Annotated in this window: 14 protein-coding genes and 1 pseudogene; 8 read left to right on the forward strand and 7 right to left on the reverse strand. The window is 60.5% G+C overall.

Features of this window, described 5'->3' with window-relative positions; translation table 11 throughout:
- On the forward strand, positions 1 to 210 hold a 210-nt coding region (locus tag CWO89_RS47010; RefSeq protein ID WP_207234529.1), incomplete at its 5' end, for a hypothetical protein.
- A 179-nt stretch (positions 211 to 389) separates the two neighbouring features.
- On the opposite strand, the gene CWO89_RS20990 is transcribed toward CWO89_RS47010, so the two are convergent.
- Positions 390 to 1472, reverse strand: coding sequence for a helix-turn-helix domain-containing protein (locus CWO89_RS20990; RefSeq protein WP_165421258.1), 1083 nt, complete (start codon positions 1470 to 1472; stop codon positions 390 to 392).
- 558 nt (positions 1473 to 2030) lie between these two features.
- On the opposite strand from CWO89_RS20990, the gene CWO89_RS20995 reads away from it, so the two are divergent.
- The 3 genes and pseudogenes from CWO89_RS20995 (at position 2031) to CWO89_RS21005 (ending at position 6050) form a co-directional block, all read left to right on the forward strand.
- Positions 2031 to 2363, forward strand: coding sequence for a hypothetical protein (locus CWO89_RS20995; protein ID WP_130580641.1), 333 nt, complete (start codon positions 2031 to 2033; stop codon positions 2361 to 2363).
- Positions 2364 to 2403: 40 nt separating this feature from the next.
- Positions 2404 to 2523 (forward strand): annotated as a pseudogene (locus tag CWO89_RS49580) (N-formylglutamate amidohydrolase); the annotation flags it as partial.
- Positions 2524 to 2690: 167 nt separating this feature from the next.
- Entirely contained in the window at positions 2691 to 6050 is a 3360-nt protein-coding gene (locus CWO89_RS21005; protein WP_130580642.1) for an AAA family ATPase, read from the forward strand.
- 68 nt (positions 6051 to 6118) lie between these two features.
- On the opposite strand, the gene CWO89_RS21010 is transcribed toward CWO89_RS21005, so the two are convergent.
- Together CWO89_RS21010 and CWO89_RS21015 are read right to left on the reverse strand one after the other, a co-directional pair.
- Positions 6119 to 7411, reverse strand: a complete 1293-nt coding sequence (locus CWO89_RS21010; RefSeq protein WP_245476420.1) for a patatin-like phospholipase family protein — start codon at positions 7409 to 7411, stop codon at positions 6119 to 6121.
- 730 nt (positions 7412 to 8141) lie between these two features.
- Positions 8142 to 9755: a B12-binding domain-containing radical SAM protein gene (locus CWO89_RS21015; protein ID WP_130580644.1), complete on the reverse strand. Its 1614-nt coding sequence runs from the start codon at positions 9753 to 9755 to the stop codon at positions 8142 to 8144.
- 300 nt (positions 9756 to 10055) lie between these two features.
- Here CWO89_RS21015 and CWO89_RS21020 point away from each other — a divergent pair, with 300 nt between their 5' ends.
- On the forward strand, positions 10056 to 10898 hold the full coding sequence (locus tag CWO89_RS21020; RefSeq protein ID WP_130580645.1) for an alpha/beta fold hydrolase: 843 nt from the start codon (positions 10056 to 10058) through the stop codon (positions 10896 to 10898).
- A gap of 47 nt (positions 10899 to 10945) precedes the next feature.
- Here CWO89_RS21020 and CWO89_RS21025 read toward each other — a convergent pair whose 3' ends face one another.
- Positions 10946 to 11611 (reverse strand): DNA alkylation repair protein, encoded by a 666-nt coding sequence (locus CWO89_RS21025; RefSeq protein WP_130580646.1) that lies wholly within the window; start codon positions 11609 to 11611, stop codon positions 10946 to 10948.
- Positions 11612 to 12104: 493 nt separating this feature from the next.
- On the opposite strand from CWO89_RS21025, the gene CWO89_RS21030 reads away from it, so the two are divergent.
- Positions 12105 to 15440 carry an adenylate/guanylate cyclase domain-containing protein gene (locus CWO89_RS21030; protein ID WP_130580647.1) on the forward strand — a complete coding sequence of 1112 codons (3336 nt, stop codon included), beginning with the start codon at positions 12105 to 12107 and terminating at the stop codon, positions 15438 to 15440.
- Between the two features lie 542 nt (positions 15441 to 15982).
- On the opposite strand, the gene CWO89_RS21035 is transcribed toward CWO89_RS21030, so the two are convergent.
- Both CWO89_RS21035 and CWO89_RS21040 read right to left on the reverse strand, forming a co-directional pair.
- Positions 15983 to 16192, reverse strand: coding sequence for a PRC-barrel domain-containing protein (locus tag CWO89_RS21035; RefSeq protein ID WP_130580648.1), 210 nt, complete (start codon positions 16190 to 16192; stop codon positions 15983 to 15985).
- Between the two features lie 45 nt (positions 16193 to 16237).
- Positions 16238 to 16438, reverse strand: a complete 201-nt coding sequence (locus CWO89_RS21040; RefSeq protein ID WP_130580649.1) for a hypothetical protein — start codon at positions 16436 to 16438, stop codon at positions 16238 to 16240.
- A gap of 351 nt (positions 16439 to 16789) precedes the next feature.
- Between CWO89_RS21040 and CWO89_RS46000 the strand changes: the two genes are divergently transcribed.
- Positions 16790 to 16966 (forward strand): hypothetical protein, encoded by a 177-nt coding sequence (locus CWO89_RS46000; RefSeq protein WP_165421259.1) that lies wholly within the window; start codon positions 16790 to 16792, stop codon positions 16964 to 16966.
- 563 nt (positions 16967 to 17529) lie between these two features.
- Positions 17530 to 18843, forward strand: a complete 1314-nt coding sequence (locus CWO89_RS21045) for a DUF5107 domain-containing protein (protein ID WP_165421260.1) — start codon at positions 17530 to 17532, stop codon at positions 18841 to 18843.
- Positions 18844 to 18852: 9 nt separating this feature from the next.
- Here CWO89_RS21045 and CWO89_RS21050 read toward each other — a convergent pair.
- On the reverse strand, positions 18853 to 20841 hold a 1989-nt coding region (locus tag CWO89_RS21050; protein WP_130580651.1), incomplete at its 5' end, for a DUF4082 domain-containing protein.

Below are 20841 nucleotides of genomic sequence, written 5' to 3' on the forward strand. Positions count from 1 at the left end.
GGCACCGCCAGCGCCTCCGACGGGGAATCCCGTCGAACCGCCCGAGCCCGCGCCGCCGGCGCCCCCGGCATAGCTATTGGTCCCGCTGATAATGCCGGCGCTATCTATGATGACGGTTGGCGTCCCACCGGCTCCGCCACCCGGCGTGCCTGGCGCTCCGACGAAGTCATCCGCCGAAACGGGACCTCCAAGGACGACCAGAAAAGGTAATGCCACACCGCAGGACAGGGCTGATCGCTGTAACACGCGCGCGCGGAAGCTACCGACCCCAACCCGCCCCAGCCCAAACGCACTCATCACCAATTCCCTTGTGTCGATCGACGCAGAGAATCCTTTCTAGCCGCAAGGAAGGGGGCATCATTGATCGAGCGTCCCAACGCCTGGGCGCTTCACTCACCGTGACCCAGTTGGGAGATCCACCCCAGCAGTTCCGTCCTCCGCATGCCGGCCCAACTGAGGTCGAGGCTCGCAAAATGGCGCCTCGCAGGGTCGGCCGCATCGCGCACGTCGCCGGGTGTCAGGCCAAAGCTGCGTTGGAAGGCGCGCACGAAGGCGGCATCGCTGGAGAAGCCGCATTCGACGGCCACATCGATGATGCGGCGCTGGCGCAGACCCGGCGAGGAGAGCAGCGAAAAGGCATGCAGCAGCCGCCGCCGCTGGATGAGCCTGACCAGCCCGCCCTCAGCCTCGAGCGCGCGATAGAGGGCCGAGCGCGAAACGTTGAACCGCGAACAGATCGTGGCGACATCGAGAGCGCCATCATCGATATGATGCTCCACATGCGAGAGCACCTCCTGCAGGATCTTCGCGTTGCGCGGATGCCGCGTTTCGTCCGCGAACTGGGCGCGGGCGCCGAATGCCTGCGCTATGAGCGGCATTGCGGCTCGAACCTCGGCCGCGCCCTCTTCGAGCGTCATGAACCGGGCCCGTCGCCAGAGCGAGAGCAAAAGCCCGCCGACAAGCCTGGCCTGCGGCGAGCCCGCCGGAAGGATGGTTCCGCCGACCGCGTCGGGCTCGCTCAACATGGGCGCCAAAAGGCGTCGCGGCACGATGAAGACCAGCGAGTGAGCGAAGCCGCCATTCACGGGAGCCGTCGTCCAGTAGCGGCCGACATGCGTCATGTCGATGAGGCCGACGTCTCCCGGACGGACGGTGAAGCCGCGCCTTTCCGTTTCCGCGTGGGTCTGGCCTTGGAGATGGAATTGCAGTTGGTAATGATCGGCGCTGCCGCGCCTCACATGTCCTGGCGTCCGGTCATACAAGAGAGAGCTGACGCGCCCATCGACCAGAAGAGCCTGACCAAGGTGGGCCGTTGCTGTGACGTTGCCGAACTCCCCCGCCGCGCCTAGCAGAAAGAGGTCCGTCAGCTCTGCCGTCAGATCGCGCATGGCGGAAAAGCCGAGGGCCGAACGATCGAGGCGTGAAGCGGAAATGATGATCCCGTTTGGCCGCGCTTCAGCGCCCCGTGGCACGTCCCTGTTCCTCATCTCAAATCTCTACATGGTGTCGTCGGTTCTAAATCTGCGCAGCGATCGGCGCCAGAGGCCTAATCCGCCAGCTTCCATTTCCTTGCGCACCTTCGGGTCCGTGGGGCTAGGAGCCCCCTTCCATTTACAGCGCGTCGAACTGGCCGGTGAGGGTGACGCGCGGGCCATGCGTGTAGTGGTCAGGTGTGAGACTGTTGCGGGACGCACCGGATTCGTTGCGGAGGGCCTCGGCTGTCTTGTGGGCACGTTCGATTTCGGCGACGCAAGCCGACGCTGGTGGCAACCTGCCGAAAGTGCATAGCGCGTGCAGGGCGCTTCGAGCAAATTCCAAACAGGAGACCATCAAAGCACATGAAGGGCAGCAGTCGGCCCGACCTCTCAATGTGTGGGCGTTCTTCCAAGAGCGCCCGCGGACAAGAAATCAAACGCACACGAATCGTCTGCGTTTGAGAGGGATAAGCTCAGCGAGCAGGAAAGGCTAAAGGCGCGAAAATGACGGCCTCTTCCAGGCCAGCCCAACCATTCGAACGAAGGGAGAGCCCTATGAAACGTCTATCGTTGGTCATCGGCATGCTGGCCGCGCTCGCGGCTCCCAGTGCATCGGCTCAACCGATTAATCTGACCGGCATCTATACGTGCGTTGACAAGTGTCGGGGAAGTCTGCCTGCCCATGTCACGCAGAACGGATATGACTTCAATCTCTTGACCGAGGCAGGCGTGCCTGCGCGCGCGTGGCCGGACTGGTTTTCGCCGACGAGCCGGATCTGGATCGATGCCTTCAACGAAGGTGCGGTTTACTCCCCGGATGGCATGCTCATTCAGTTTGACAATGGGACCATCTGGCATCGAGGCTTGCCGCTGCCTCGGCGAAGGTGATCTGTACTAATAGCTGCGCCGCCAGTCGTCATGGTCAGGACACAGCTTCTCGCCGGTTCATGTCGGGATAGCGCGCGCTCGGCATATCGGCACGCTCTATCACCGCGACACCTCGTCGCCGCCGCGCCTCCTGAAGCGTTTGCGCAGCGAGGGCGACCTCGATCCCGCCTCTTGCCCTAACAGACATCGCTTTGCAGCGTCCACCCTTCGCCCGGTCCACTGTGTTAAATTGCGTGAGAAGTTCGGCGATCGGGGCTTCCGTCGACAGATGCGCCTTCGCAGGCCTCTCCAATGTGCTATTCTGATCGCAGAGGCCATAGGTATACCATGACGGGTATTGCAGAGTGGCTAGCATCGATCGGCTTGGGAGAGTACGCCCAGCGTTTCGCCGAGAACGCCATCGACCTCTCGGTCGTCGGCGATCTCACGGAGCAGGACCTCAAGGACCTCGGCGTCCTGCTTGGGCACCGGCGCAAGATTCTGCGCGCGATTGCAGAACTTAAGAGTGAAATCCCTGTATCGGCCCGAACGGGCGCCAAACCAGCGCCGCGGGACAGCGCCGAGCGGCGCCAACTCACGGTCATGTTTTGCGATCTGGTGGATTCGTCGGCACTTTCGGCCCGACTAGATCCGGAAGACTTGCGCTCGGTCATCAGCGCCTATCACGACTGCATCGCGGAGGTTATCTCCCGGAATGAGGGCGTCATCGCGCGATACATGGGGGATGGCGTGCTTGCCTATTTCGGCTATCCCCAGGCGCACGAGGACGATGCCGAGCAGGCGACACGCGCGGGGCTGGCACTGGTCGATGCCGTGGCCAACCTCCAGACAGACATCGGCACCAAGCTACAGGTCCGCATTGGTATCGCCACCGGCATGGTCGTCGTGGGCGATCTGACCGGTGAAGGTGCCGCCAGGGAGCAGGCGGTCATTGGTGAGACACCGAACCTGGCTGCTCGCCTGCAGCAGTTCGCCGAACCCGGTATGGTGCTGATTTCCGAGAGTACGCACCAGCTCACCGCCGGATATTTCGAATACCGCGATCTCGGCTCGATCGCGCTCAAGGGATGGGCGGAGCCAGTACCTGCCTGGCAGGTGCTCGGGATAAGCCGAGTGGAAAGCCGCTTCGAGGCGCAGCGCAAGACTCGATTGACACCGCTGATCGGGCGTGACGAGGAGATCGAGCTGCTGTTGCGGCGCTGGCAGCATGCCGCGTCAGGCGAAGGCTGCGTGGTGGTTCTAACTGGAGAGCCAGGTATCGGTAAGTCGCACATTGCGCTGGCGCTTCAAGAGCGACTCCGGACCGAACCACACATTACGGTACGCCATTTCTGCTCGGCGCACCACACCAACAGTGCGCTGTATCCATTCATCGCCAATCTCGAACGTGCTGCCCGGTTCGAGCGAGGCGAGACGCCGACGGAGAAGTTTGCCAAGCTTGAAGCTCTACTCTTGCGGTCTGGTGCTGAAGCAGACCGTGTGGTGCCGGCTCTGGCCAACCTTCTGTCGCTGCCGCTCAGCGAGCGCTACCGCCTGCCCGAGCTGAGTCCGCAGAAGCGCAAGGAGATGACGCTGGCGGCGTTCCTGGCTCAGCTCGACGCATTGGCGGCGCGGCAGCCAGTGTTTGTCATCTTTGAGGATGCCCATTGGGCGGACCCGACTTCGCTGGAGCTGCTCGCGGTTACACTGGAAAGGATGCCGCGACTTCGCGTGCTGCTGCTGATCACCGCCAGACCAGAGTTCACGCCGCCCTGGCCTGGTCATGCACATGTGACGACGGTCCCGCTCACACGGCTGAGCCGGCGCAGCGGGGCGGCATTGGTCAAGCGCATCACAGCCGGCAAGACGCTCCCGGAGGAGGTCATGGACCAAATCCTCTCCCGTACCGATGGCGTGCCCCTGTTCGTCGAGGAACTGACCAAGGCCGTGCTCGAAACCGGGCTGTTGCAGGAGCGGGACGACCATTACATGCTCAGCCGTCCGCTACCCTCGATGGCGATTCCAACGACATTGAACGCATCCCTGATGGCCAGACTAGACCGATTGGCCCCGGTAAAGGACGTGGCCCAGATCGGTGCAGTTGTGGGGCGCGAGTTCTCTTACGAACTGCTGAGGGCCGTTACCGGGTTGCCGAGGCAGAGGCTTGAGGAGGCGCTTGCCCAGTTGGTTCGGGCGGAGTTGATATTCTGCCGGGGCGAGATACCTCGCGCGGTCTACACCTTCAAGCATGCGCTTGTGCGGGACGCTGCCGAAGCCGGACTTCTGAAGAGCCGACGCGCAGCGCTGCATGCCACCATCGCAGACGTCTTCGAGCAACGGTTCCCGGAAATTGTGGAGACTCAACCCGAGACTCTCGCACTCCACCTGACGGAGGCGGGACTGTTCGAAAAGGCAGGAGCATATTGGCTCCAGGCAGGCAAGAAGGCGGCCATGCGCTCCGCCAACCTCGAAGCCATCGCACACTTGCGGAAAGGCATCGAGATCTTGGCCCATTCGGCCGACGGCGCACAGAAGGACAGACGCGAGCTTGATTTCCAATTCGCGCTGGGACCATGCCTAATCGCGACCGAGGGGCCGGCCTCGCCACATGCGGTGGCGACCTTCACTCGTGCGCGCGAGCTATGCCAGCGCCTCGGAGATCCCCCCGAGGAACTACAAATCATGTTTTGGTTGACCACCGCGAGCGTCATGCGTGGTGAGTTGCCGGTCGCCGAGGAAATGATCTCGGCGCTGCTCGATCTCGCGCAGGCGCGCGGCGATCGACCAACATTGCTCAACGCGATGCGTGGGCAAGGGATGATTCGTCTTTTCATGGGACATCTTGCAGGCGCCCACGACGTGATCGAACGAGCCTTCGAAGCGTTCGAGGCGAGCAGCGAGCAGGACAGATTGGCGGCGCGTGCCGCCGGCCAGGATGCGGGCGTGGCCGACCTTGCCTTGATGTCATGGGCGCTCTGGCTGCTGGGCCGCGCTGATACGGCACTCGCACGCCTAAATGCCGCCATTCGGCGTGCCGACGCCATCAGTCATCCGCATTCGCAGGCCTATGGATGTTATTATGCGTCCATTCTCTACGCTCTTCGGGGCGAGTTCCTGACTGCACACCGCTATGCCGAACGCTGTCTCGCCTTGTCGGAGGAACACGGCTTCCGGCAATGGCGAGGATTGGCGCGCGCCGTCCGGGGGATAAGCGCCACCTTTCTTGATCCTTCGTCCGCCGCGCTCGCGGAAATCCGGACTGCGATGAAGGAACATCACAGCGCAGGCTATCAGCTCGGCATCACAGCACTCTACGTGCTCCTCTGTCCGGTCTTGTTATCGAGCCAACAATGCGAAGCTACGCTGGAGCTTATCGAACAGGGCCTCGCTACAACCAGCCGTAATAGCGAACGGATATTTGAGGCCGAACTGTATCGACTGAAAGCGCGCGTGTTGCTCTTCGATGGCGTACCGGAAGCCGGCACCGAGGCGCAATCAATGCTCGATCACGCATTGACAATTGCCAGAAGCCAGCACGCCAAGGCCCTTGAACTTCGAGTTGCCGTAGACCTTGCCGCCTTGTGGTTCGATCAGGGCAGGCGCGAGAAAGCGCTCGAGCTGCTCGCGCCCATCTACGCCTGGTTCACCGAGGGCCTTGATACGCAGGATCTAAAACAAGCCAAGGCGTTGCTCGACCGGCTGCGGTAATTTCGCTTGGACGACCGATATCGTGGCCTGGCTCAGAAAGTCGACCGTAAAGCTACTTTACCTTGGCGTTAAGCCGCTCGCTTCTGACATTCATGATACGCATCTAGCACCTCCCCCCATCCCTGCGGGTCGTTCTTCTTCGGATCCTCATTTATGAAATGTGGCCCGGCATGCCCCGGAAGTCCTTTGTGTTTGTTGTATGCTTTGATTGCTTGTTCCGTAGCAACCTTCCCCAACTTTCGCCCCATATCCAGGTTGCTGTGATTCCATTTGAAACTGATGTGCCCCGGCACCCGAATCTCGACGACGGTGCCTTCCCACTTCTTGTCCCCGGGTTTTGGTGGGTCGTACCGCACATGGTATTTGAACAGCCTGACGTCATCTTCGCCAACGGTCGCAGCGAACAATTGGCAGAGATTTGCCAGCGCATCGTGAAGGTTTTGCGGCTTGCGGACTTGCTTGGCATCGACGATCCTGCTCACCCATATTTCGTGTAGCGGATCGTCTGGCTTATGGTGCTCCTCGAGCAAGCTCTCGAAGTTGACCGTGTCGACCAGGGCTCCTTCGCAGTATGTAACTCCGTCGATCCGTACGGTTTCTTCGACGAAGGGAAGGGCTGAACACGCACATAGGCTGGATGCGCTGATGGGCCCCTTGTACTCTTTCTCGTCGGCTTTCTGGGTCATTGGACGGTTGGAAAACAACGCAAGCTTATGTGCGTCAAGATTCCAGGCGTTGTGAAATATGCATGGCGTTCCAGGTTTTTTCAGCGCCTCGAAATTTATGCTCTTCATAAACTGGCTGTGCGGATAGTTGATCCTGGAGAGGCCAGTGACGTGGGACAGATACATCATGGACGTGAGATAACGAACGAAAGGATTAGGTGCCAGCACCTGATTAAGAATCCATCCGTTTACGTCTCCCCTGTCCAGGTTCGCGAACCTCTTCCCGCCGTCTGTGTCAGGCTGTTGAGCGAACCAGAGCGACATGGACTCCCTGTAGGCATTCATGATGCTGGATGGGCTCCATATATCCTTATAGGTATTGGGATCTGTGACGAAGTTGGTCACAGCCTTGCCAACGCTCTCCCAATCCGGACCGAACACGGTGTTTATGGGAAAGCGCCTATAGCCTTCATCGTCTCGAAACACGCCATTCTTGAAGAACTGATAGGTCTTTTCCGCCCTATCTTTATTTGCAACGTGATCAAACTGATTGTAGACGATCCCAACCCAAGCGCCGATGCAGGACAATGCCCACACATCAAAGGTTATATCTGCGTCGGCAAGAGCTTCCAGAACCCCAATGTGCAGGCCTGCTGCCGGACCGCCACCGCCGAGCGCTATCGCTCTCTTCACCATTGGTTCCTCCATCTAATCTGTCGTGTGGCTCATTCTCCGATCGAATTTCTGAATTGCGTAGAGATGACGAGATCAGTCGTTCTTGGACAGGCTCATAGATCCAGAATTGCGAAACACCCAGAATTGCGAAACACGTGTGTGCGACGGAGCGGTGGACGTCGATGTTCGACGCTTTCTCGAACATGCTGATCGCACTGGCGCCCGTCGGACAAGAGCCGGCGTTAACGTATCGCGGTCTGGCCCATCCATCTGTGAACCGGTTCACGCAAGATATTTATCGCTGACGATAGTACGCAGTCCCTGTAGTCCAATCGCGGCTTCCGCTGTTGGCCTTCTGAAACAGACCGACCTCTCCCAAATGTTCGCTCTGAGAAGTAGACCAGACCTCTTTCCGTGGAATCCCACCGCCGGCTTATGACCCGAAGCGGCCTCCGGAACATCAAACAACTTTGCATCTGCCTGTTGCCATTTCAGAAGCGTTGGGCCGATGCGCTCGCGGGGCCGGCTATCACCATCATTCAAATTCGGTCACACGAACGGCCGCTTCCGGGTCGGCGAGGCGATATTCTCGAATGACATGTTCTAGTTTTGGTTGTGTCAAGATAAAAATGCATGTAGCTTAATTTTATTGCGCTTTCAGATGTAAAGCGGAGCGAGCTCGGGGTGGCGTCGAGCACTCAATTTGCCTTGTGCAGCTTGTTAGATCTGCGTCCGCCGCATCTCGCGGGCATCAGGCTCTGTTCTCGGCCATCGCGATGTTAGCCGTCGAATTTGATGGTGGCCCATCCAGAATGGCCAGACGACGATCGATGGCGCTGATGACCTGGCGTGAAAAAGGTCCAAGATGCGCGTAGGCCGCAATCATCGCCACCGCGATTCGTGCCGAGGACGAGTCTCGCTTGGCGCTGTTGAGGAACGTTCGCCAAAACGGATCGTGCGCTTCGGGAATGGCGGTGACGACGCGATGCACGGTCTCCAGCGCCCGCACCTTGCCACGGATGTCACCGACAGGCAGTTCCTGGCGTTGCCTCGAACGGTCGAGCATCGTCATCAATCGGTCGACACGGCTCGCATACGCGGCAGGGTGATAGACGCTCTCCAGAATTTGTCTGTAGTCCATCAGGATGTCGCGCATCGGACGCGTCGGATCGAAATTGATGCCGTCGGTGCACTGATCGCCGCCGATGGTTGGCCCCATATCATGATTCGGGTGCAGCCGACCCTCGCGGGCAAGGCGGCGTGTGAGCTGCGTGTTTGGCAAGGCATAGAGCAGGCCAACCATGCAGACGGGGATGGCTGCCTCCTCGATGAAGTCGACCATGGCGCCCGCGATCGAGACTTTCTCGCTGTCGAAGCCGACGATGAAGCCCGCGGTGACGAGCATCCCGGCGCCGTATATCCTGTGAATGCTCTCCGCGATATCGCGCCGGGTGTTCTGCTTCTTCTTGGTCGCGGCCAGGGTCGCCGGGTCCGGACTTTCGATGCCGACGAAAATGCCGAAGAAGTTGGCCGCGGCCATCATCTCCAGGAGTTCCCGATCATCGGCCAGATTGATCGAGGCTTCCGTCGAAAACTCGAACGGATAATCGTGCGCGCGTTGCCAGGCGGCGAGTTCCGGAAGAAACAGCTTGAGCGACTTCTTGTTGCCGATGAAGTTATCGTCGACGAAGTCGAGATGGCCGCGATATCCCATCTCGTAGAGCGCATCGAGCTCGGCCAGCATCTGCGGGGTGGTCTTGGTCCGCGGCACCCGCCCGTACAGTTCGATGATATCGCAAAACTCGCAAGTGAAGGGGCAGCCGCGCGAATACTGCACACCGAGATAGAGATAGTCTTCAAAGTTGAGCAGGTCGAAACGCGGCACTGGCGTCTTGGTGACGTCGGCCTGGAACTTGGGCGCTGTGAACACGCCCGATCGGGCACCACTCTCCCAAGCGGCAATGAACTCGCCAATAACACCCTCGGCCTCACCGAGCACCTGAAAGTCGGCTGCGGCATAGATGTGCGGACTGGAGGTCGGGTCGGGGCCACCGACAGCCACCGGCTTGCCCTGTGAGCGACAAAGCTCGATCAGCCGCAGCGTGTCAGCCTGTTGCGGCAACATTCCGCCGGTGAAGACGACGTCAGCCCAGGCAAGATCATCGTCCGAGAGCGACGCCGTATTGCAGTCGACCAGGCGCACCGTCCAGTGGCCCGGTAACATCGCGGCGACGGAAATCAGGCCGAGGGGAGCCGCGGGGCGGCGAACGCCCATCAACTTGCAGGATTCGCCAAAGCTCCAGAACGAGTCCGCGGCGAAGCGCGGATAGAGCATAAGCACGTTGCACGTACGCGGCGTGTCCATGTGTCCTAAGATGGCGTGTCCTAAGATGGCCCATGTCTCGGTCCATCCCCTTACGAGACGAACCTAGCCCCGGCAAGGGCGTACTGGAGCTAAGCTGATGATTCTTACGGGTGCAACAACCGGCTCCGGAGCCAGCAACTGCTACGATCCTTTTTCCAAGGACGTGGCAGAAATGGCACGCAATTGAGCGATTTTTGTGTTCGCGCAGGAGTGATACAGCAGCTCTTGAGACTCAATTTTGGAACTCGCACTCTCCTGCGGCAATCTGCCGTCCACGGTCCGCTTCGCGGAGCATAATGCATGACCGACCTTACCTTGGCGAACGGCAATGTACGACTTGCCGCATCAGTCGATGGCCCGATGGATGCGGTGCCTGTCTTGTTCCTGCATGGGGCAAGCGTAAGTCGTGATACGTGGGACGAAACCAGGCAACGATTGATCGATCGATATTGCGTTTGGACGCTCGATTTTCGTGGTCACGGCCACTCCGATCGCGCGCCGAACTATGACCTTGCGGGTTACATCTCCGATGCCGAGACTGCTCTGGCCGCGATAGGCCGTCCGGCAATCGTCGTTGGGCATTCGCTGGGCGCGTGCGTGGCCGGTGTGCTCAGCCAAACCAATCCGAACATTCGGGCCGTATTCCTTGAGGACCCCCCGTGGTTCCTGGGACGTCTGGAGGAATGGAGCAACTCGATATTCTCGAAGTTGTTCTCACTCTTGCTGTTGCGGCTGACGAAATGGCAGCAGGAGCCTCCGCCGTTCACAACCTATGTCGAGTTTCTTTCCAATGGGCCTGACCGCTTGGGAGGTGTCGTCAAGGACCACATATCGGCCCGCCATTTGCTCAGCCACGCTTCCGCGATACAGCGCGTCGACCCGCGTTGTCTTCGTGATGACTGCTTGAAAGAGGCGTTGTCATCGATATCAACCGAGCGACCGTTCTTGTGCCCAGCAAAGCTCGTTCGAGGCGAGGAACGGTTCGGAGGAGCATTTTCGGATGAACACGCCGGCAGTCTGCTGGCGACCAATCCCCATCTTGAAGTTGTCCAATACAAACAGTGCGGCCATCATCCGCATCGCATGCTGGGGTTTGAACAGCGGTTCTTTGATGATCTTGAGGACTTCATTGCGAAGACCTGAACGGCGGTAGCGACAGTCGATCGCAAGCGCCGCCGTGCGGCACGCCACTAGGCCAACGCCTTTTGGCGACGCACCATTTCAGCAATCCAGACGGGCGCGTAAGGCGGCGTACAGCCCGGCGACGCCGGATAGTCGACGAGAACCTGGAGCTTTTCGCCAATGCCGATGGCGCGAGGGCGGTATTTGCGGTGACGGATGCCAATCTCGGCAAGGCAGTGGTTCATCGACCACTGCTTGGGTGCAGGCGCATCCTTCATCTCCATCTCGATTTGGTCCAGCAGGCCATCCAAATCCAACCCATCAGCACGCGTGATCACGCGATCAGTCGTTAAGCTCCAGCCGGCCCGTCCGACCAGATCCGTGCCGTCCTTCCAGCGTAGACGCAGCTCTTCAGCGTGCTTCCCAGGCTTGACGATGTTGGTGATAAACCAGTCCAGGAGCTTTGGCGCGCGAATGTCGTGGATCATCGCGTCGAGCTCATCGGCGGAGAAGGCTTTTGGCCTGGCGATCAGGGTCGCCAGCAGCCGTGCAGCCGTGTCACCGGTGGCCCAGAGCTCTTTTGCCAGCTCATGCTGGGTCTTCACGCGCTTGGCGACCGCACGCACTGCAGACAGATTGACGCCATGATCGTCGCCGCGTTCTTCATTGGCTGCGCGCAGCTTTGGATCTTCCAGCAAGGCCAGTTCGGCCATGACGTCGGTAGCTGCGGACATGCAGTTCCTCCATGATCGCCTAAGCATAAGTAATTCTCGGACGCAGACCTATATAACAGGTTGTGGTCGCCGACGACCAGAGAGCCGCGAACCACCCTCGAAATACCCGCTCTACAGTCGACGAGAGCGCAGTTTCGGACAGACTTGGTTGGAGGTTCCCTCCGATTCTCGACAGGTCGCAGCGATGCTGCGCATAACCGCTTCAGGTTCGCCCATTCAGCCCACCTGCGCTCATGAACCTTTAGCCAATAGGCAGAGACGTACCAACAGATGATTGTGCCTGCTGCCCGGCCTCCTCCCTCACCCGGGGCGCGCTGGCGGTTTTTCTTTCTACCTCGGCAGGAGAAAATTCGGTCCTATTGTCAGCGGCCTCACATTTCGTTCCAGACCGGCCGGGCTATCAAGCTTGAGGGGATCAGTCGGCAGGCAGATCGTGGTCGGAGCATGGTAATTCAGTTCGGCTAGCCGCCAACCAGAGGGTGGGTGGTGCCCAATGCAGCAGATTGCGGACTGGCTCGATAAGCTTGGGCTTGGGCAATACGCGAAGCGTTTTGCCGAGAACGGGATCGATATTGGCATCCTTCCCGAACTGAAAGATGAGGACTTCGATAGGCTCGGAGTCCTGCTCGGCCATCGCCGTAAAATGCTCCGTGCGGTCGCCGAACTCGATCAAGCCGAACTCATCACCGGCTCGGCGCATCGGCACGACGCCGAGAGACGCCATCTCACCGTTATGTTCTGCGACCTGGTAGGCTCGACTGCGCTCTCGGCGCGCCTCGATCCCGAGGACATGTGGGAGGTGATCAGGGCCTACCGGGCCGCCTGCGCGAGGGTCATTGCCGCCTATGACGGCATGATCGCCAGGTTCGTTGGCGATGGAATCCTCGCCTATTTCGGTTATCCCCGCGCACACGAGGATGACGCGGAGCGCGCAGTGCGAGCGGGCCTCGATATCATCGCCGCAATGGGAAAGCTCGAAACGCGCGTGGAAGAACGGGTCGAAGTGCGGATCGCGATCTCGACCGGGCTTGTGGTGGTCGGCGACCTCATCAGCGGAGGTGCGTCGGAGGAGCAGGCGATGGTCGGTGATACACCGAACCTCGCTGCCCGGCTCCAGAGCCTGGCGGAGCCGGGGGTGGTTGTGGTTTCTGCTTCAACGCGCCGGCTGCTCGGCGATCTCTTCACTTTTCGCAATGTCGGCGACCGCGAGGTCAAGGGAATCTCCGATCCCATCGCGGTCTGGGCGGTCGAAGGTGCAGCGGCATCGGAGAGCCGCTTCGAGGCGGTGCGCACGGCGCGCTCGATTGGCTTTGTCGGCCGCAAGGCAGAAATCGAATTCGTGCTCTCGCGCCAGCAACTGGCATGGCAGGGCCAGGGTCAAGTGGTGTTGATTTCCGGTGAGGCCGGAATCGGCAAATCGCGCCTTGTGGCAACGCTGGCCGAGAGCCTCGCGCTGGGGTCGCACCGCCGGGTGCGGTATCAGTGCTCGCCTTACCATACCAACAGTGCGCTTCATCCCTTCATCGCTCAGCTCGAGCGGGCAGCCGGCATCACGTCACAGGACACACCCGGGCAAACGCTCGACAAGCTTGAGGCAATGCTGGCGCTCGGAACGCGGCAGGTGGCGAGTGTGACGCCGCTTATTGCCGCGCTTCTGTCGATCGCAACCGGCGAGCGCTATCCGCCGCTCGGCTTGACTCCAGCGCAGCAGCGGCGACAGACATTCGCTGCGCTCCTCGACCAGCTTGAGGGCTTGGCACGGCAGCAACCTGTGCTGATTGTCTGCGAGGATATGCATTGGGCTGATGCCACGACGCTCGAGCTGTACGACCTCGCGGTCGATCGGATCAGGGGACTGCCAATCCTCGTGCTCATGACATTCCGGCCCGAGTTCGAGCCGCCTTGGGCGGGCCTTGCCAATGTCAGCCTGCTGCGGCTCGATCGGCTTGACCGGCAGGACACGCGCGCACTGGTCGAGCAGGTGGCTGTCGGTCGACAGATGCCGCGCGAAATGATGACGCAGATCATCAACAAGACGGATGGCATCCCGCTCTTCGTCGAGGAATTGACCAAGATGGTGCTGGAGTCCGGACTGCTCGTGGAAGAAGCCGGGCGCTATCGCCTCGATAGTCCGCTACCGCCACTCGCCATTCCCGCGACGCTGCACGACTCGCTCATGGCGCGGCTCGACCGGCTGGCGCCGGTCAAGGAGGTTGCCCAGATCGGCGCAGCCATTGGCCGCGACTTCTCATACACGCTGCTGCGATGCGTAGCGGGGCGGGATGAGCTGACGCTGAGCGCCGCGCTGGCGCAGCTCGAACAGGCCGAGCTGCTGTTGCGCCGCGGGACGCCGCCCGACGCCAGCTATAGCTTCAAGCATGCACTCGTGCAGGAAGCGGCTTACGAGAGCTTGCTCAAGAGCCGCCGGCAACTGCTGCATAAGCACATTGGCGATGTCCTTCGCGATCAGTTTCCGAGCATGGCCGAGACCGAGCCGGAAGTCGTGGCATACCACTTTACCCAAGCGGGCTTGAGCGGGGCAGCCCTTGAGTGGTGGCGCAAGGCGGGCCAGCAGGCGTTGAAACGCTCGGCCTATTCCGAGGCGATCGCACATCTCGGCAAGGCCGTTGCCATTGCCGATGAACTGCCTGCCGAGCCTGATCGGATGATGAGCAGGCTCCATCTTCAAATCGCATATGGCCGTGCGTTGCGGGGCAGCCTTGGGCACAGCGCTCCCGAGACGGTGGCCGCATGGACGCGCGCCCGACAGTTCGCGGCTGACACAAATGATCCGGCTGAACTCGCGCCGATCCATTCGGGCTTGTTCAATGCGTGCCTCACTCACGGCGAGATCGCGCCGATGCGGGAGTTGGCGGATGCGATCATTGGTGCCGCCGATCGACGGCCGGAGTCGCCGATAGCCGCCATTGTCGCACACTGGACCAGTGGGGTGACCTGCTGGTTCGCCGGCGAGTACTTGAACGCAAGAATGCATCTCGAACAGGCACTCGCGATCTATGGTGCCGAGCCGGATCCCGCGACGTTCAGGGCGTCCGCGCTCGATCTGCCGTTCGTTATCATGAGGTTTCTTGCCCTGGTGCTTTGGCCGCTTGGAGCGATCGATCGCGCGCGCCGGCTCGCTGCAGAAGCGGTGAGTGGTTCAGGTGAAAAACGAGCGCTTGCTCAAGCCAATGCGCTCGTTCATCGGGCTGTTTTCGACGGACTATGCGGGGGCATGCTGGAGCAAACCGAGACAATCCTGGCCTTGGGTCTGGCGCGCGACCATACGATGCCGCTGTATGTAGCGGCGGGCACTTATCTGAACGGCCTGGCAAAGTGGCGTGCAGGCGAGCGAATGGTTGGGCTCACGGAAATGCGCCGAGGCTGGACGTTGCTGCACGAGAATGATTGCTACCTCTGTGAACCGTTTTGGGGGATGCATGTTGCCGTGGCGGATGCAGAGGCGGGCCAACCCGAGGCCGGGTTGGAAACTTTGAGGGAATTGATCGGGTGGGCGCAGCAATCCGGCCAGCATTGGCTTGATGCCGAACTGCATCGCGTCCAAGGTGAACTTTTGTTGCGTCATGACGCTGCGAACCTTTCCAGTGCCGAAGATGCCTTCAACAGAGCCCTGGAAATCGCCCGACACCAACAGGCAAGGACGTTCGAGCTACGCGGCGCACTTGGACTTGCGCGCCTGCACAACACAAATGGCCGACCTGGGGCGGTATCCGCAGTGCTCGCTCCCGTCCTCGCTGAATTCGACGCGGGGTGGCAAGATCTCCCCGAAATCAAAGAAGCCGAAGGGCTGCTCAAGGATAGGCATTAGTCAGTCTGCCATTTCGTAACGCTTCTGGAAAAGGAAGAGGATGCCAGTTGGATTAGCTCACGCTGACCGAGCCAGTCGACAGCCGGATCCTGGAGGACGCTTGGCGACCTGAGCAGGCGCTGAACCTCCACCAGCAGCCGGTGAACGGCGGCATCCTGCATCGCGACCCTGGTCAGGGCGGCGTTGTATTTGAGCCGCCTCTCCAAATCTGCCGGGCGTTCGCCGCGCGTCTCCGGATAGCCGGCTGTCAAAACGGCGATTTTGCCCCTTTGCGGACTTCGCCTTAAGGCCGCCGATGCCGGTCGACGCTCGGCAGCTCGCTTTGTCCGCGTTTGGAACCGAAACATTTTCCAGCCTGACTGATTTACTCCCGGGGCTTCGCAAGATGCGAGGCATTCATGGACCCTCTCTCGGCGAGCGACGTGTTCCTTACGATCACGATCATGTCCATCACTTTCCTGATCGAGGTCGGCTTTTTCATCTTGATTGGAATGCTCTGAAAGGAGCGCGCGCTCTGGGCAGTTAGCAGCCGATACGACGGTCTAGTCCTCTGGGAACTTGATGGTTGAGACCGGCCATCTTCCATCATGACCTTCGATCGAAATCCGAAGCCCGTGCAGTTCATCCAGCCAAACGTTCTCGACCGTGCCTGCCTTTCCGTCGGTAAGGACGACGGCGCTGCCGATCAATTCGGATTGCGCCGCACCATACTCACTCAAAATTCTTGACGCACGGAGCTTCACCGATGGCATTGCTCGTCCTGTTCGGCCGAGCCGGGTGTGCTGTCCCAAGGCGGCTCAACGCAGACGTTTGTCCCAGCGCTCAACATCGGGAATGATTGATGGCGACTGCTCTTCCAATTCGCGGAGCCGGTCGATTTGTGTTCTAAGGCGCCCCGGTAGTTCCGGCTCTTCCTTCAGTAATGCGCGCAGTCTCTCCCCAATCTCTTGAACGATTGCTCGGCTGTGTCCGTGGTCTATGTCAATGCGGTTGCGCATAGCGCGGCCTCATTCGGGCGAGAAAAAGCACCAGCATCGGAGACCCAGCGCGCCTACCCCTCCGGCAGTTCTCCCGCGTGCAAACGCGGCTGGCAATTTTGAACGGAACCGGAGACCGCCGCTTTTGGCTATCTGCGCGAGCGCTTCTTTTAGAACAGCGGGCCCCGCAGCAGGAACCTTTGGCTATCCCGCGACATGCGCCATGTAGTTAACGGCGAGCGACGGTCTCGTGCTTCTAAAGTCTTGACCGGAGCTTTCGTTCCCTGACTTCTGATCGGACGCCGTTCGGACGGTGGAACCATTTCAGAGAATGTCCGGTTAGTCCGTAGGGCCGATGGAGGAAACATCGCCATGAGGATCAAATATTTTGTTGCAATTGCGATAGCCGCCTTTGCCGCTGGTACTGGACTGGCGGTCCATTCTGTCGGCTCGCTGCCGCCCGAAAAGCAGTCCCCGCCTGCCTCCGCCCAATTGGCGACCCAGTTAGCTGAGTCCGTGGATCCGTTCTTGGTTCGATCCGGCGGCTGACGGCTGGCGTAACTCAAAACGCCGGCGCTGCCAAAGTCACGGGGGATCGCACCCGTTCGGCAGAGCGATCGGCCCGTCGAATTCACGGCCGAAGCCCACGCGCAGCGATACTTAGCGCCTCGTCCAGCAATGCTGTAACACCTTTGCCTCACATCCCATGGTGCTCGCATCCATACATCGCGTTGCTCGTCCGTCGGATTGAACGCGAGAATAGGTCCGCTGCTTCTGCCTGCCGCAACGTCGCGTCCAGTATTTCCGATATTGGGCCCATAGCCGACCCGGCCACTCGAGCCGTCGGCGTCCGCTTTCAGATCTAAAGCGGAACGAGCTTGCGCAGTCCCTATCGTCGGCGTTTGACCCATTGCGGTTTTGGCGTTCCGTTTCGAGGCGACGCGCACTAGAATTCTGCTGGTGCTCATTCAAAGGCGACGTAGATGCCGGTCGGGGTTCCCTCGCGTGCTCTTGCTTGTTTCGAAATAGCAGCAGTTTCGGCGCTCTGTGCGTTTCACGTCGTGCGTGCAGCTTCGCCGGCGCCAGACAGCGCGTCTCTCAGAGAGACGGCGATGACGTGGAGTACGCTCAAGTACGAGACCGATGCGGAGAACGGATTTCTCAGCGGGTCCCTCGACAAGAACACGATCGTCGATCGCACGTTCAGGGCTCACGTGCTCGAGAATCGATATCTGAAGGTAACACTCGTGCCCGAATTCGGCGGGCGCATTCTTTCCATCATTTACAAGCCGACCGGCCACGAACAACTCTATCGCACGGATGTCGGCGTGCCCTACGGGATCAAGGCCGGAAATTTCTACTACGACTGGCTGATGGTATACGGCGGCATCTTCCCTACATTCCCGGATCCCGAGCACGGCAAGACGTGGCCGAAGCCGTGGGCTTTTGAAGTCGTGAAGGAGAGCGCCGACGAAGTGACGGTCGCGATGTCGCTTAAGGACAATTTCGACTATTCCGCCCGGCCTGACAAATTCAGAAGCTCAACCGGCATCGAAGCGACATACTATGTCACGCTGAAGGCCGACCGCGCCGCACTCGATACGCGCATGGTGCTGAAAAATCCGCACGACAAGGTGATCCAGTACGAGTACTGGACATGCACGACGCTCGCTCCGGGATCGGAGCCGAAAAGCCCCAAAACGACCGCCGGCGCCGAAATCATCGCGCCGATCCGAACCTACAGCACGCCCGCCTGGTCGGCCAATCTGGCAGACGGCGACGAGAGCGCGGGCATGGGCAGGCGGCGCTTCGAAAAGCTGCGCTTCTTCAAGAACTGGCCGACGATGGGCATCGCCTACGCGGCACCCGATATGCAGGGCGGGAATTTCTGGGGCGTGATCAACCATGACAACGAAGAGGGAATTATCCGCATCGCGGACAACACGCTGACGCCGGGCTTGAAAATGTGGACGTGGGGATTCCACGCGTTCACCAGCGAAACCGATCCCCGCAAGGAGCCGAATGAGTGGCGACCGTACGTCGAATTATGGGCGGGCGTGTCAGACCAATTTTTCCATAGCGCTGACTTTCCCGCGCTGGGTGAGGTCTCGATTCCGGAGACCTACAGTCCGACTGTCGGCATGAGCAACGTGACGCATGCGAATGAGAATATCCTGATCAATCTCTCGGCCAAGGCGTCTGGCGTGTCTCTCCAGTTCTTCAGTATCGAACCGGCCGCCCCGCTCCGCGTAACGTTGAAACGCGGCGACACGGCACTGTTCGACGACATCGTGAAAGCCGATCCGAAAAATGGAAATCGCATTTCGGCAACGATTCTTGACGGCAGCAGCGGCGAACAGGTGAAGCTGACGATCAGGACCACGGATGGAAAAGAACTGATCGCCGCCGAGACGACAATGAATTGACTCCTTTCCTCATGCCGCGAGTTGTGGACGGAACAGCACGTCGACGCCGTAACTCGTCGCGTTGTAGGTGTTGGTCGGGAACAGGCTGCCCGATCCATACGCATACACGCCATTGCCTCCGATCGAAGCCGATGATGGTGCGGTCAACGGCCCGTTGCTGATCGCCGAGCTGAACATGTTGGGATCGGCGGAGTAGTTTCCTGAGGTGTGATAGGATGCAACATACGTCGTCTCTGCAGTGATCGTGACCGGCGCGGCGAAGTTGACCTGCTGCCAGCCGCTGGCCGTCTCGCTGGTGAAGGTGGCGGTGGCCAGCAGGGTGCCGGTGCTGCTCCAGAGATTCGCAGTATGGGTGCCGGTGTTCGATGGGCCCTTGTAGAAGCGCAGCCCGGTGATGTCACCGGCGCTGGACGACTGGAATTTGAACCCGAGCTCCACCGATTGCGGATCATTGACTGACACCACGCTCGGTGTCGGATCGGAGCCGAACAGGCTTGTGATGCTCGCGGATGCTGCGTTGACGGTCAGGGAGGCGGATGCGCTCGCCGTCCCGCCCTGGCCGTCGGAGACGGCGTAACTGAATGACGCCGGTCCCGTATAGCCGGAGGTAGGTGTGAAGGTGATGGTGTTGGTCTGAGCGTCGAAGCTTGCGGTGCCGTTGACGCCGTTGCTGACGCCCGTGATCGTCAGGGTATCGCCATCCGGATCGGTGTCGTTGGCAAGCAACGCGGAGGCTGCAATCGAGATCGGCGAGTTTTGAGTGGCGCTGAAGCCGGAGTCGTTTGCCGCGACCGGCGCCTGGTTGGCAGCGCCGCTCACCGGACTGAACAGCACGTCCACCCAGTAGTTGGTGGCGCCGTAGGTGCTGGTCGGGAACAGGTTGTCAGTGCCGTAGGTATAGACACCGTTGTTGCCGCCGGATGCGGTGAGCGGGCCGTTGACGCGCGACGTGGTGAAGTAGTTGCTGGTCGACGCGTAGCGGCCGTTGCTGTGGAAGCTTGCCACGTAAGTCGTGCCGGCGGTGATCGAGACAGGATTGCTGAAGGTCACCGTCTGCCATCCACTGCTGGTCTCGTTGGTGAATGTGGCGGTCGCCAGCAGCGTGCCGGTGCTGCTCCACAACGAACCTGTGTGGGTGCCGGTGTCACCGGCGCTCTTGTAGTATTTGATGCCGTTGATGGTGCCGGACGCAGAGGACGTGAACCGCATCCCCAGATTGACCGGGGCCGGGTCGGAATCCGAGAGAATCGCCGGCGTGTCGGAGCCTGAGAACAAGCTCACCGACGGCGGGATCACTGTCAAATTGGCTGTTGCAGTCGCGGTGCCGCCGCGCCCATCGGAGATGGCGTAGCTGAAGGACGCAGCGCCGGTGTAGCCGGCGTTCGGCGTGAAGGTGATCACATTGGTCTGGGCGTTGAAGCTGACGGTACCGTTGACGGCGCCGCTCACACCGGTGATGGTCAGCGGATCGCCATTCGGATCAGTATCATTGGCAAGCAGGGCTGACGCGGCAATGGTCAGAGCCGTATTCAGCGCGGCGTCGTAGCCGCTGTCGTTGTTCGCAACCGGCGGCTGGTTGGCTGCCTGATTCACCGTCAGACTGACCGTTGCAGTGGCCGTGCCGCCCTGTCCGTCGGCGATCGCGTAGCTGAAGGACGCGGGTCCGGTATAGCCGGCGGTCGGCGTGAAGGTGATCGTATTGGTCTGGCTGTTGAAGCTGACCGTGCCGTTGACGGCGCCGCTCGCGCCCGTGATTGCCAGTGTGCCGCCGTCCGGATCGGTATCGTTGGCAAGCAGCGCCGCCGCCGCAATCGTCAGCGCCGTGTTCTGCGTGGTGTTGTAGCCGCTGTCGTTGTTGGCAACCGGCGGCTGATTGCTGGCGCCGCCGGACGGCGCAAACACGACATCGACCCAATAGTTGGCGGCGTTATAGGAACTGGTCGGGAAGATGCCGGACGTGCTGGTGCCGCCATAGGAGTAGACACCATTGCCGCCGGC

It is taken from the genome of Bradyrhizobium sp. Leo170 (genome assembly GCF_004296405.1).
In the GTDB taxonomy this organism is placed as follows: Bacteria; Pseudomonadota; Alphaproteobacteria; order Rhizobiales; family Xanthobacteraceae; genus Bradyrhizobium.